16 protein-coding genes are annotated in these 13709 nt (G+C 42.8%); 4 read left to right on the forward strand and 12 right to left on the reverse strand.

Annotated elements, in window-relative coordinates:
• Window positions 1-172 precede the first annotated feature (172 nt).
• Window positions 173-952 (forward strand): ABC transporter ATP-binding protein, encoded by a 780-nt coding sequence (locus ODU39_RS03500; protein ID WP_398579912.1) that lies wholly within the window; start codon window positions 173-175, stop codon window positions 950-952.
• Window positions 953-967: 15 nt separating this feature from the next.
• Here ODU39_RS03500 and ODU39_RS03505 read toward each other — a convergent pair whose 3' ends face one another.
• Window positions 968-1522 carry a class I SAM-dependent methyltransferase gene (locus ODU39_RS03505; RefSeq protein WP_024390096.1) on the reverse strand — a complete coding sequence of 185 codons (555 nt, stop codon included), beginning with the start codon at window positions 1520-1522 and terminating at the stop codon, window positions 968-970.
• Window positions 1523-1643: 121 nt separating this feature from the next.
• Between ODU39_RS03505 and ODU39_RS03510 the strand changes: the two genes are divergently transcribed.
• From ODU39_RS03510 to nadE, 3 genes are all read left to right on the forward strand, one after another.
• Entirely contained in the window at window positions 1644-2288 is a 645-nt protein-coding gene (locus ODU39_RS03510; RefSeq protein ID WP_205014690.1) for an A24 family peptidase, read from the forward strand.
• Window positions 2289-2395: 107 nt separating this feature from the next.
• Entirely contained in the window at window positions 2396-3856 is a 1461-nt protein-coding gene (locus ODU39_RS03515) for a nicotinate phosphoribosyltransferase (protein WP_105139527.1), read from the forward strand.
• Window positions 3857-3868: 12 nt separating this feature from the next.
• Window positions 3869-4693, forward strand: coding sequence for an ammonia-dependent NAD(+) synthetase (nadE, locus tag ODU39_RS03520; protein ID WP_398579913.1), 825 nt, complete (start codon window positions 3869-3871; stop codon window positions 4691-4693).
• Between the two features lie 983 nt (window positions 4694-5676).
• On the opposite strand, the gene ODU39_RS03525 is transcribed toward nadE, so the two are convergent.
• The 11 genes from ODU39_RS03525 to ODU39_RS03575 form a co-directional block, all read right to left on the reverse strand.
• On the reverse strand, window positions 5677-6204 hold the full coding sequence (locus tag ODU39_RS03525) for a VanZ family protein (RefSeq protein WP_398579914.1): 528 nt from the start codon (window positions 6202-6204) through the stop codon (window positions 5677-5679).
• Window positions 6201-7313 carry a 23S rRNA (adenine(2503)-C(2))-methyltransferase RlmN gene (rlmN, locus tag ODU39_RS03530; protein ID WP_012028433.1) on the reverse strand — a complete coding sequence of 371 codons (1113 nt, stop codon included), beginning with the start codon at window positions 7311-7313 and terminating at the stop codon, window positions 6201-6203. The genes ODU39_RS03525 and rlmN overlap by 4 nt, the downstream gene beginning before the upstream one ends.
• An 8-nt stretch (window positions 7314-7321) precedes the next feature.
• Window positions 7322-7963, reverse strand: coding sequence for a YutD-like domain-containing protein (locus ODU39_RS03535; protein ID WP_105257062.1), 642 nt, complete (start codon window positions 7961-7963; stop codon window positions 7322-7324).
• A 186-nt stretch (window positions 7964-8149) separates the two neighbouring features.
• A complete protein-coding gene (locus tag ODU39_RS03540; protein ID WP_105139621.1) occupies window positions 8150-9199 on the reverse strand; it encodes a SepM family pheromone-processing serine protease in 1050 nt (349 codons plus the stop codon).
• Window positions 9186-9674: a pantetheine-phosphate adenylyltransferase gene (gene coaD, locus ODU39_RS03545; RefSeq protein ID WP_398579915.1), complete on the reverse strand. Its 489-nt coding sequence runs from the start codon at window positions 9672-9674 to the stop codon at window positions 9186-9188. The genes ODU39_RS03540 and coaD overlap by 14 nt, the downstream gene beginning before the upstream one ends.
• Window positions 9664-10203 (reverse strand): 16S rRNA (guanine(966)-N(2))-methyltransferase RsmD, encoded by a 540-nt coding sequence (rsmD, locus tag ODU39_RS03550; protein WP_009910569.1) that lies wholly within the window; start codon window positions 10201-10203, stop codon window positions 9664-9666. The genes coaD and rsmD overlap by 11 nt, the downstream gene beginning before the upstream one ends.
• A 307-nt stretch (window positions 10204-10510) precedes the next feature.
• Complete coding sequence (locus tag ODU39_RS03555; protein ID WP_398579916.1) at window positions 10511-11233, reverse strand: serine protease; 723 nt, start codon at window positions 11231-11233, stop codon at window positions 10511-10513.
• A 56-nt stretch (window positions 11234-11289) separates the two neighbouring features.
• Window positions 11290-11676 (reverse strand): rhodanese-like domain-containing protein, encoded by a 387-nt coding sequence (locus tag ODU39_RS03560; protein ID WP_004194735.1) that lies wholly within the window; start codon window positions 11674-11676, stop codon window positions 11290-11292.
• A complete protein-coding gene (locus ODU39_RS03565) occupies window positions 11676-11894 on the reverse strand; it encodes a YqgQ family protein (RefSeq protein ID WP_004194736.1) in 219 nt (72 codons plus the stop codon). The genes ODU39_RS03560 and ODU39_RS03565 overlap by 1 nt, the downstream gene beginning before the upstream one ends.
• A 117-nt stretch (window positions 11895-12011) precedes the next feature.
• Complete coding sequence (locus tag ODU39_RS03570) at window positions 12012-12611, reverse strand: response regulator (RefSeq protein ID WP_398579917.1); 600 nt, start codon at window positions 12609-12611, stop codon at window positions 12012-12014.
• Entirely contained in the window at window positions 12608-13702 is a 1095-nt protein-coding gene (locus tag ODU39_RS03575) for a sensor histidine kinase (RefSeq protein ID WP_398579918.1), read from the reverse strand. Before ODU39_RS03575 ends, ODU39_RS03570 begins: the two co-directional genes overlap by 4 nt.
• Between the last annotated feature and the right edge of the window lie 7 nt (window positions 13703-13709).

The following is a 13709-nucleotide window of genomic DNA, read 5'->3' on the forward strand; positions in this document are numbered from 1 at the left end:
TCACTATTATCAACATTTTTAGTCAAAAACAGAACTTAGTCTGAGACTAAATTCTGTTGGTTTGATGCAGTTTTCTCAGACTAACTTCTAGAATGTCTGAAACTAGAACTTACTTTGAGAATTTACCTTGCCCTTTTATGTTACAATAATCAAAAGGAATAGGAGAGTGACTATGGTTATTTCAATGAAAAATGTTCATTACAAGCGACAGGGGAAAACTATTTTAGAAGACATCAACTGGGAATTTAGGAAGGGAGAGCGTTGGGCTATTTTAGGACTCAATGGGGCTGGAAAGTCAACCCTCCTTCGCATTTTAATGGCTGAGTTTTGGAAGACCTCTGGTGACTTGACGGTTCTTGGAGTGGAGTTTGGCAAGGGAGATATTCCTAGCCTACGCACTAAGATTGGGGTCGTTGGTTCTTTCCTTGCAGAACGCTTTCCCATTGATTTGACAGCTGAACAGATTGTCTTGACTGGAAAGTACAAATCCTCCATCCTCTACCGTGAATACGGTCAAACTGAATTGGATGAAGCCATAGACATGCTCAAAACCATTAAGGCTGAGCACTTGATTGGTCGGACCTATGCTAGTTTGTCACAAGGTGAACGCCAACTCCTGCTAATCGCCCGCAGTTTGATGGAAGAGCCGGCTATTTTGATTTTGGACGAGGCTACTGTGGGCTTAGACCTTTTGGCTCGCGAACGCCTGCTCCACCACATCGACCATATCTGCCAACTCCCAACGGCTCCTGCCATTATCTACGTCACCCATCACGCCGAAGAAATCACTGATAATTTCACCCATGTCCTCCTGCTCAAAGATGGCATAGTCTTGGCACAGGGACCCAAAGAAGACATCCTGACACCTGAACTCCTCAGCGATTTTTATGGCAATCAGGTGGAATTGATTGACTTGGGTGAGGGAAGATTGTTCATTAAGCCGATATTATAAAAAACAAATCCAGCCCTAGTTTGAGCTGGATTTTAATCGTTCCACCATCACCAAAAATGGTGGGGTATTGACTTGATTGAGCGGTTTGTAGAGCATGGCTGTAAACACGGTCTGGTCTAACTGGCTGATAAAGTCTAAGACTGCATCCTTCTCAAGAGCTCCGCCCTCGTGACCATAGTAAATCATGATGGCTAGACGACCACCCACCACCAGACGGTCAAGGACTTTTTCGATGGCTTGAAGGGTGGTTGCAGGCAGGGTGATGACTGACTTATCCGCCGAAGGAAGATAGCCCAGATTAAAAATTGCTGCCTTGCATTCCTCCACATACTGGTCTAGGTTTTCGTGTCCTGTCAAAACCAATTGGGCATTGGTCAAGCCAGCTTTTTCTAGTTTTTCAGCCGTTGTGGTCAGGGCTTGTTCCTGAATATCAAAGGCCACAACTTTTCCTGCTCGTTGGGCTAAAAATAGCGTGTCGTGTCCATTTCCCATCGTCGCATCGACCGCTAGGTCCTGGTCTGTTAATATCTCATCTAAAAAGGCATGGGCCATGTGTAAAGGTCTAAGCATTTTCTCTCCTAATGTACTCTATTTTCATAAAATGTATCACACTTAGTATAGCATATTTTCTATCTTCAAAAAAATTATAAAAAATATCTCATTTTCCTCACCCAGTTACGAATAAATAGGTATGAAGACTATTATCCTATTTTTCCTTGGAGCTTCTATCGGCTCCTTCTTGGGATTGGTCATCGACCGTTTCCCTGAACAGTCCATTATCGCCCCCTCTAGTCACTGTAATACCTGCAAGCGACGGCTCAAAGCCTGGGACCTCATTCCAATCCTGTCCCAGCTTTCGACAAAATCCAAATGCCGTTACTGCAAGGCGAAGATACCTTATTGGTATCTGGGACTAGAATTCTTAGCTGGTCTAGTCGTCCTGCTCTGCCATTTTCAGGTCCTAAACCTGACCGAAACCATTCTCATCTTGGCAGGACTTGTTTTGACCATTTACGACATTAAGCATCAGGAATATCCTTTTGCTGTCTGGCTCGTTTTTACTTTTATAGCTCTGGTACTCTCCCAGCTCAACTGGCTTTTCTGTGGCTTTTTACTCTTGGCCTATCTGACTGAAAAATTGCAAGTCAATATTGGTTCTGGTGACTTTCTCTATCTGGCAAGTTTGGCCTTAATATGTGGATTTACAGAACTCCTCTGGATTATCCAGATTAGTTCCCTCCTAGGGCTTCTTGTCTTCACTATTTTCAAACCCAAGTCTATTCCCTACGTACCACTCCTTTTCATTTCAAGTATTCCTATCATTCTGTGCACCTAAATCGAGTTTTTCTCGATTTTTTTGTTATAATAGAAGGCATATTAGAGTTCAACTCCATCAAAATAATTGGAGTGCCTTCTTGATAGGAAGGCAAAAGGAGAAACGTTATGACACTATTTAAGGATGACAGTTTAACCCTGCATACCGACCTTTATCAAATCAACATGATGCAGGTCTATTTTGACCAAAACATCCACAATAAACACGCTGTATTCGAAGTCTATTTCCGTTCACAACCTTTTAAAAATGGCTACGCTGTATTTGCCGGTTTGGAACGCGTTGTAAACTACCTCAACAATCTCAGCTTTAGCCAGACAGACATTGACTATCTGACAGAACTGGGTTATCCGCAGGCTTTCCTTGATTACTTGTCCCAATTGGAAATGACTCTCACTGTCCGTTCGGCTAAGGAGGGCGACCTGGTCTACGCTAACGAACCCATTCTTCAAATCGAAGGACCATTGGCACAATGCCAACTAATCGAAACTGCCCTCTTAAACATCGTCAACTACCAAACCCTGATTGCTACAAAAGCTCGCCGTATCAAGGCCGTCATTGAAGATGAGCCCTTGATGGAATTTGGCACTCGCCGTGCCCAAGAAATGGATGCTGCTATCTGGGGTACACGTGCAGCCTTTATTGGTGGAGCATCTGCGACTTCCAATGTTCGAGCTGGCAAAATCTTCGGCATCCCTGTTGCTGGTACCCATGCCCACGCCTTGGTTCAAACATACGGAGATGATTACAAGGCTTTCAAAGCCTACGCTGAAACCCATCATGACTGTGTCTTCCTCGTTGATACCTATGATACGCTTCGTATTGGTGTTCCAGCAGCCATCAAGGTTGCCAAGGAAATGGGAGATAAGATTAACTTCAAAGGGGTTCGGATTGATTCAGGCGATATGGCCTATATTTCCAAGAAAGTTCGTCAGCAATTAGATGATGCAGGTTTTACAGATGCGAAGATTTACGCATCTAATGACCTGGATGAAAATACCATCCTCAACCTCAAAATGCAAAAGGCAAAAATTGATGTCTGGGGAGTTGGTACCAAACTCATCACCGCCTACGACCAACCTGCCTTGGGCGCTGTCTACAAGATTGTATCCATCGAAGATGAAGATGGAAATATGCGTGACACCATCAAGCTGTCTTCTAATGCGGAAAAAGTCTCCACTCCTGGTAAGAAACAGGTTTGGCGCATCACCTCCAAAGAAAAAGGAAAATCAGAAGGGGACTACATCACCTTTGCGGACACTGATGTCACACAGATGGATAGTATCTATATGTTCCATCCAACTTACACCTACATCAATAAAACCATCGAGAACTTTGATGCACGTCCTCTCCTAGTTCCTATTTTCGAAAAAGGAAAACAGGTCTATAAACTTCCAAGCCTAGCGGAAATTCAAACCTATGCCAATCAAGAATTTGATAGGCTCTGGGATGAATACAAACGTGTACTCAACCCACAGCTCTATCCAGTCGACTTGGCACAAGATGTTTGGGATAATAAGATGAACCTCATCAATCGTATTCGCAAACAAACTCAGACCAAATCCATCTAAGAAAGGTATGTTATGACCCTACAGGAAACAATCATCAAAGAATTAGGTGTCAAGCCAAGCATTGACCCCAAAGAAGAAATCCGTCGCTCCATCGACTTTCTCAAAGACTACCTGAAAAAACACCCATTTTTGAAAACCTATGTCTTAGGGATTTCTGGTGGACAAGATTCGACCTTGGCTGGTCGTTTGGCTCAGCTGACTATGGAAGAAATGCGGGCGGAAACAGGTGACGACTCCTACCAATTTATCGCTATCCGCCTCCCTTACGGCGTGCAAGCTGACGAGTCCGACGCCCAAGCAGCCCTAGCCTTTATTCAACCAGATGTCAGCTTAACCATCAACATCAAGGAATCAACAGATGCCATGGTGGCTGCAGTCAATGCAAATGGGCTTGCTATGTCTGATTTTAATAAGGGAAATGCTAAAGCCCGCATGCGCATGATTGCCCAATACGCTATCGCTGGGGAACGCAAGGGGGCGGTTATCGGAACCGACCATGCCGCTGAAAATATCACTGGCTTCTTTACCAAGCACGGCGACGGTGGCGCAGACATTCTCCCCCTCTTCCGCCTCAATAAACGCCAAGGAAAACAGCTTCTAGCTGAACTGGGGGCAGATGAAAAACTCTACCTCAAAGTCCCTACTGCAGACTTGGAAGAAGACAAACCTGGCCTTGCTGACGAAGTCGCACTCGGTGTTAGCTATAACCAAATCGACGACTATCTCGAAGGTAAAACCATCGACCCTCAAGCCCAAACCATTATCGAAGGATGGTGGAATAAAACAGCCCATAAACGCCACCTACCAATCACGATTTTTGATGACTTTTGGAAATAATACTCTTCGAAAATCAAAATCAAACGTTGTTGACTTGATTTGATGACTGAAAAGCTCCTGTGGAGGTTTTCAGCCAGTTACCTTGAAATATAAAAGGAATAGAGTTCTAACATCAACTTGAAGGTGCAAACAATGTTCGCTATATTTCCAACCTTCAACTATCTCCCAGATAGTTTTGACGCGAAACATGTTCGCTATATTTCCAACCTTCAACTATCTCCCAGATAGTTTTGACGCGAAACATGTTCGCTATATTTCCAACCTTCAACTATCTCCCAGATAGTTGAAGCTAGGCTACTTTTGATTTTCATCGAATAATAAAAAATGGAGCCCTGACAGTTGAACCGTCAGGGGTTTTGTTTTTTATTATAACTTCAAACCATAATGAAAAAAGCCCACGCAGGAAAAAACATCCTGCGTGGGCGTCAATGGACACGGTGCCACCTCACTATGGACTCGACTAGAAAAGTCCATAACTTTTTCTCCTCTAACAAAGAGGCGCACGATAAGGGGTGCGGACCGAACTCTCATTGTTTCGAATTCATCGAACCAAACTCGCTTTACTAAACCAGACAATCCATAAAATGGATACGAATGCTTGTTTGGCATCAGCCCATTTCATAAACCTCTATCATCTATTCACACCAACCATAGACTCTCTAAAGACAAAGTGTTTATTACTTTTTCTGATTACTTGTAATTATACGTTACAAAATCGGAATGGTCAAGTAATTTTTAGAAATTTTCTAAACAATTTGAAAATTCAGTTTCCATTGCCTGAATCCATTAAAAACTAACAAAAAGCCACTCTGCTTAAGTGACTTTCTATAAAACTGTACTCACAAGCGAAGCGCTTATATCAAAGATAGTTTTAACTAATCAAGGTCATTTTTAAGGGAATACTGACTGTATTTCAAAAAAATAACGATATGTAGCTTAAACAATAGCCTTAGATGGACATTCTGAACCTGTGACGGTAGGTTCTAAGACTCCTGTTTGGAAAGGATTATCCCTCTCTTTATCAATGAATAGGTAAAATAGGCTAGTATTCCCCCCATTGTATTGATCCATAAATCATCGATTTCAAAGACGCGCTGGGCATCAATCAGCAAATCCAGTAGTAATTGTGTGCATTCAATAAAAAGACTGATACAAAAACTATAACGAATCACCGCTCGAAGGCTCCGCCATTCTTCCCTAAGAAACAAAAGAAGAAAAATCAGAGGGAAAAGTAGAAAAATGTTAGTGATGTTTTGCAAGAAAATCCATCCTAGGTCCGCCAAACTATCTACCTTGTCCCCGTTGACGATGCTGTTGAAAGGCGTTGGTAAAAGATAGAGACGGCCGATTTGAATAATTCCTGGGGTCGAGAAATCCTTATACTGAGGGTACCAAGTCTGAGGTAGAAAACAAAGTAAAACAATAGCCAGAGCATAGGCTCCAGCTAAGGTCTTACAAATCTGTCTTCCTAGCTTGGTCAAGTTTCCATCTGCTTGGAAGAATGTTCTCATGCTCGAATACCTGCCTTTGCTTTTGCGGCTGCAATACGAGCACGTGCTTTTTCACGGTCTTTCTTGAGCGTATTGGAGCGCAATTGACCACAGGCAGCATCAATATCTGTACCATGTTCCTGACGAACGACACAGTTAACACCATTTTTCTTCAAAACATCAAAGAAAGCAAGAGTACGTTCCTTGGTTGAACGACTGTACTGGTCATGTTCACTAACTGGGTTATAAGGAATCAGGTTGATATAAGACAATTTACGGATGTTCTTGGTCAAGTCAGCCAATTCCTGTGCCTGTTCCACTCCATCGTTGACCTCATTGAGCATAATATACTCAAAAGTCACACGGCGGTTGGTCACTTTGATATAGTCTTCGATTGCTTCAAAAAGAACTTCTATAGGGAATTTGCGGTTAATCCGCATAATGCTCGAACGAAGGTCATTATTTGGCGCATGTAGAGATACTGCCAAATTAACTTGGACTCCTTCACGTGCAAACTCACGAATTTTAGGTGCTAAACCTGACGTCGAAACAGTGATGTGACGGGCACCAATTGCCAAGCCCTTGTCGTCATTAACCACTCGCAAGAAGGTCATAACATTATCGTAGTTATCAAGCGGCTCACCAATCCCCATCACAACGATATGGCTAACACGCTCATTCTGATTGCGCTCATCCAAGTACTTTTGTACCAACATAATCTGAGCCACAATCTCACCGCTAGTCAAGTCACGTTGCTTAGGAATCAATCCAGATGCACAGAATGTACAGCCGATATTACAGCCAACTTGTGTCGTTACACAGACAGAAAGACCATAGTGCTGGTGCATGAGAACTGTCTCAATCAACATGCCATCTGGCAGTTCAAAGAGGTATTTGATAGTACCGTCCTTAGACTCCTGTACAATCCGTTGTTTGAGCGGGTTAACTACAAAATGTTCTTCCAACTTTTCAATCAAAGATTTTGGCAAGTTGGTCATTTCCGCAAAGGATTGGACACGAGAACGGTAAAGCCATTCCCAAATTTGAGTAGCACGGAACTTCTTCTCTCCGTTTTCTAAAATCCAATCAACCAGATTGGCTTGACTAAATGCATAAATTGATGGTTTCATATTTCTCCCTATTTCTGGCGGATAACAAAGTTACGCTTCACTTCATTGATTTCACGCTTGCTCTGCTTATGCTCACGTTTTTGAGAACGCTCCGTTTGACTCGCCTTAACACCAGCATTTTTCATAGTAAAATGACGCTGTTCCGACTGTTTGTTTTGCTGCTTCCCTTTTTTCTGACGGTCATTGCGATTATTTTTGTTTTCTTTTGGTGCAATAGGCTCCGTCCGCTGTTGATTTCTGTTGCGATTGCGAGAACGACTCCGCTTGCGACGCGGTCTGTCCTCCTCCTCAGCAGGCAAGTCTTGTGGATTCGGATTGGCTAAGACGAAATAAGCACAACCAAAATTACAATACTCCGTCAAATAGTCGTCCAAACGGCTGATTTTTAAGTCTGATTTAACATTTTTATCGTCTGTATAGAATCCCCTTAATCTCAGCTGCTCATTGCCCCAATCTCCCACGATATAATCAAACTTGAGCATGAGTTGTGAAAAACGTTGTCCAAAAATCGTCTGGTCAAAAGCATTTTTGTAATCTTCCAAAAGGTCCAATTCAATATTTTCAGATACAACCTTATCTCCGACACGAGCAAAACTCGGACCAGGGTATTTATTATAGTTATACATTTCAGGTGAAATTTCTTTTTTCATTTGTCCTCCTATCTTATAAAATCTTCATACGTAAAAATCATTTGATTAATAATCTATCTGGTCAGAATCTAAATTCTCACACTTAACCTTATCATTATAACACGATTTATCTGGAAATTCTTCTACTTTACCATTTAGGAGAAATTTCTGACAATTATAATGTTATTCTCGAACAAAAAGGACGATTTACTCGCCCTTTGTTTTCTTCAAATAATCAATAGCCTCTTGAACAGTTTTCACAGGAACTACCTCAATATCCAATCCTGCTTTCTCCGCGGCTTCCTTAGCTTCTTCATAGTTCGTTTTAGCCTTTGGGTTTTTCTTCAAAACTTCTACATCAACTGGATTGTTTGGTACAAAAAAGATACTTGCACCAGACTTAGCTGCCGAAATAACCTTCTTATCAGCACCACCAATGTCACCTACTTTTCCATCCTGCTCGATAGTCCCCGTACCAGCAATAATCCGACCACCACGTAAGTCAGGCTCTGCGAGTTGAGTATAGATGGCAAGTGTAAACATCAGACCAGCACTTGGACCACCAATATCTCCCGTTTGGAAATCAATCGGAACCGAACTTTGAACCTCTGTATGGTCTACGAGAGTGATGCCTATTCCGTTTTTGCCATTAGACAATTTGATAATCTTACCGTCCGCAGATTTCTCCTGACCAGCGCTAATATAACCAACTGTTACATCACTTCCAACCTCCAAGCCACTCACATATTTAATCAAATCAGGAGAAGACTCAAATGTTTTTCCATTAACACTCACAACGGTATCTGCAATATTAAGGACTTTTTTAAAGGTTGAATCATCCGTCAAGGCAAGCACATAGACACCAAAGAAATCAAGATTGACTTCTTTTCCTGCCAAGGTCAATCCTTGATACTTCGCCATATTTTGCGAAGTCTCCATGTAAAACCGTGCTATACGGAAATACTCCTCATTGTCGGCCCCTCCTGTCATCTCTTCAGAGGAACGAACTGTCGTATAAGGATCAAACTGAGCAGCGAATAGTTGTAAAGCTGTAGCTTGTTGGACTGATACATAGGTGAAATTGTAAGAGCCACCCTCTTGGTCTATTTGATTGTTCACCGTTAGTACCTGACGAATATCAGCAGCTCCACCTGGACTTTCCAGATAATAAGGCAGACGAACAAAAACGGCAAACCAAATCAAAAGAGTTCCTAAAACAATAGATGCAATTAAGGTTAACTTCCTATTTTTCTTCATTCTTTCTAATCTCCTCACTAACAATTTCTGGAACATAAGGACCTATGTCCTGTTTGAAATACAGCAATTCTCGAACCTGGCTGGATGATACGAACTTAAGCTCTGGCTTGGCGATTAAATAAATAGTTTCCAAATCTGGTGCCAACTGACGATTGTAAAAATCAAAATTTGACTCGTATTCCAAATCGGTCGCATTACGCAATCCTCGGACCAAATGTGTTACTCCATAGCGCTTAGCTACATCGACTACCAATTCATTTTCAGACAGAACGACCTCGATATTCTCCATTCCTACAAAAAGCTTCTCCAAAATGGCTTTTCTCTCCAAGCCTGTCAAGAGTCCTGCCTTTTTAGGATTGGTAAAAACTCCCACATATAATTTATCAAATAGTCCACTCGCTCGTTCAATTAAGTCCAAGTGTCCATTGGTAATGGGGTCAAATGAGCCCGTAAACAATCCAATCTTATCTGACATATACTGTTACCTTACTAATTCCGTAGAGTTTCTCTTTCCATATCCCCAGCTCTGCTATTTCCTCTGGAAGAGAGACCGCCTTATCCGTTTCGCAGACTACCATAACATCATCTGCTAGTAAGTCACGGCGACAAAGTTCTGTTATCACATCTTCAATTTCCTGCTCTGCATAAGGAGGGTCCAAGAATACCAGGTCGAAAGGACCTCCCACACTGTTCAAAGCCTGTCTAGCTTCCATTGCTAGAAGCTGAAATTTATCTGCTTCCTTAGTCATTGCAATATTTTCACGGATAATGGCTTGTGCTCGTCGATCTCGCTCAACCAGAACTGCTGACTCCATGCCACGAGATATAGCCTCGATAGATAAACCACCACTGCCGGCGTACAAGTCAAGAACTCTACCACCCTCAAAATAGGGACCAATCATATTAAACATGGCTCCACGGACCTTATCCGATGTCGGTCTGGTTGTTTTTCCATCTAACGTTTTCAGTGGTCTTCCACCATAGCTTCCCGATACAATTCTCATAAGGTATATTATAGCAAAAAATGAAGCTCGTTGCTGAAACCAAGTGCACTTCCTGCTTTCCTTTTTGCACCAACTTTTTCAACCTTCTGCCAAATACACTCTCAACCGCTATAGCAGGAAATCATTCTCGCACTATTCAACAAAATGATAAAAATAAAAAGCAAGGAAATTCTGTTTTACGCGAAATTCCTCACTCTTATCGTATGTATTCAAACTAGATCGTTACAAGAAAAAATTAGTGTTGAAATACAAATAGCTATTTTTTCCAGTATGCTAATACGCCATAAAGAACCAGTAGCAAAAAAGCCTACGGATTATCTGGTGAACTCTCGTCAGCTGTTGGAACTGTTTCCACTGACTCAACCAGGCTAGTTGTTGAATCTGTCGTTTCCTCCGGTGTTTCAGAAACTGTTGGAGTTTCTACCACAGGTGCTCCTTCACTAGTCGGAGGGACTGAAGTGCTTGTACTAGTTGACGCCACGCTGCTTGTATACTGGCTTGTTGAAGTCACACTTTGGTTTCCATATATATTTTGATTAGGTACTACATAAGATTCTTGTGAGGCCTCACTAGCTTCAGCAAGGTCCGTTGACTGACTGGTCCCTGTTTCAGATACTTTTTTCTCATCAGCTACTTTTTGGGCTGCTTCCGCCCTGACCAACTCTGCTTTTAGCTTAGCCTGTGTTTGAGCATCTGTCTGCTGTCCCACTAGCTCTTTTACTTGGTCAATCCGTTTCTGTAATGCTGCTTTTTTAGTCGCATCCGTAACCTTGTTTACTGCAGATTGTGCCTCTGCAAGTTTCTCTTCAGTATGTGTTCCTTCCAATACAATGACAGCATTCTCAGCATCCTGAAATACTGTATCAACCGTTTTTTTCTGATTGGGCACTTGCTGTACTGTCTTTGTATCACTTGTTTCGCTTTGAGCATTTTTATACCAACTAGCGCCTAAGCTAATCAATAAAATAAGTCCCATAAAAGAAATAATGCCAATTTCTGCCAATGACAACTTTTCAAATTTCTTTTCCATATTTTTGCCCTTATCCGTCTTATTGCATAAGAAAATACTCTAGCCTACTGACAATGCTACTTAGTCGTTTTTACCTTACCATTCCATCCGTTTAGACCATAGCTTAAAATATAGATTTCGTTAAAGCCCTGTTTCTTCAGATGAAGGGCTGCAGGCGTTACCAACTGACCACGATCATTCTCATAGATTAAGACAGGTCTATCCTTACGCAAAGCAGCTGTAGACTGGCGTAATTGCTGGTAAGGAATATTTCTCGCACCTAAGATATGCTTACGATTAAACTCACTCGGGTCTCGCAGGTCAATCAACTGACCTCCGTGTATCTTTTCTGCAAATTCTGCATTATCAATCACCGTCGCCGCACGGCGCAATCTCCAGTAATTAAAACCCATCCAGGCTCCCAATACTGCCAAAAATACTAAAAATACCCAAAATGTTTCCATCACTCATTCTCCCTTGATTTCTGATACTCTAATTCCAAACGATGTTCACGCCTCAAAACAAGCTCTGCTTCCATATATTCCAACCGATCTAAGACACCTGCCTGATAGATTCTATTTAATTCTATCTGCATCATTTCAATATCGTAGAGACGGTTGCCCATATAGACAATTATACCAAACCGTTTGAGTAATTGTTGCACATCATAAAGTCTTTTCATAAAAAAATTGTAGCAGAATTTTAGGTGTTTTTCAATAGAAAATTGAAGGCGGCTGGCTCTGTCAAAAGGAAAAAACTGCCCTATGACAGCCCTTCCACATATATTAAAGCACCTTGCTTATAAATACCCCTTTTCCTGTGCAATTCTGACAGCAGCCGTACGATTTTCAGCACCTAATTTGGACAGAATAGAGGTCATGTAGTTGCGGACCGTCCCGTCAGACAAGTAGAGACGGCTAGCAATTTCCTTATTGGACAATCCATTCGCCACCAACTTAAGTAGGTGACATTCTTGTTCCGTCAAGGGACTGCGTTGGGTCAGGAGAATGTCCATTAACTCTGGCGAGTATTCCTTTCGCCCTGCCAAGACCGTTTCAATGGTCCGCATAAGATCCGAAATGGAGCGTTCTTTGAGCACATAGGCATCTACATCAGCCTTGACCGCCCGCTCAAAATAGCCTGGTCGCTTAAAGGTGGTCATGATGACAACCTTGACGGGTAAGGATTTCGCTCGCACCCATTCCAAGACATCCAGCCCCGTCTTCTCAGGCATTTCAATGTCTAAGAGTAGCACATCTACTTGCTCTTTTTCCAAAAGAGCAAGGGCCTGACTGCCGTTCTCTGCCTGTAAAACAGCCTCAACCGCATCTTGAAAGGCCAAGAGCTGACAGAGGGCGTCCCGCAGCATTGCTTGATCTTCTGCGACTAAGATTCTCATTCTACCACCTCCTCAAGCGGAATTCGTATGGACAGGCGGGTTGGGTGAGCCAGAGAAAGAAATTCCAAACTCCCCTGCACCGTCACCAGTCTATCCTTTATGGTATGCAATTCTTGACCTGTTAACTGGGCAAAGCCCACACCATTGTCTTCGTAGTACAAGACTAGTTCTTGCTGGTCTTCTTCAACTATCAACCGGCACTTGCTAGCCTGGCTGTGTTTGAGCAGGTTATTGCCCAACTCTCTCAGCACCATGGCCAGTTTGTTCTGGACAGGCAAGCTGAGCTGCTCTGCTATTTCCCCACCCAAAACAACCAAATCCACTCCTGCCAAGTCCAACATCTGCTGCAAAATCTGGAGTTCCTCTGCCACGGTATGCTGCTTGAGGGACTGGACAATCTGGCGGACATCCTGCATGGAGTCCTTGGCTAAGGTCTGGAGCTCCTGCACTTCCTTCTTGGCCTGGTCTATCTGGTCGTGGTCCAAAAGGGTCTTGACCAGCTCTGCCTTGATGGACAGCATAGCAAAGACATGCCCAAGGGTATCGTGCAAGTCCTGACCGATGCGGTTGCGTTCGTTCTCAGCAAGCAGGAGGTTAATGGAAGCATTTTGCTCCTGAATCCGTTGCTGAAGAGCTTCCCGCTTGGTTTCAATCCAGCTAAAAATTAGCAAGGCCAAGCCGAAAAAGTGAATGATGAGTGTGAAGGCACGCATCTCAAAGGGAACAGGTCCAAAAAGAGCCCAGAGGGTAATAGCCAGCAACAAGATCCCATAGGACACCGTCCGATAGGTCGGCCGAGTTTCTTTATAATACCAGCTCAGCATATTGGACAGGTTGAAGATGAAGAGTGAAAATTGCAGATTGCCCCAAAAACTCATGACGGCTATATAGCCAATCAGGTAAAACCAGCCCAGCATGGAATAGAGCTTGTGGTCGGTGTAAAAGAGAGAACAATAGACTAGGGCAAAGAGAATGGTTGCTAGAATAACCGCCGTCGGATTTGGACTATACTGGGCGTAATAAAGTGGAAAATAGAGAAAGACCATGCCCACGAAGAACATGAGTGGTATCTTTCTTTTTTCAAAAATCATGGGTCAC

It is taken from the genome of Streptococcus sp. 2021WUSS126 (genome assembly GCF_044427255.1).
Lineage (GTDB): Bacteria > Bacillota > Bacilli > Lactobacillales > Streptococcaceae > Streptococcus > Streptococcus hashimotonensis.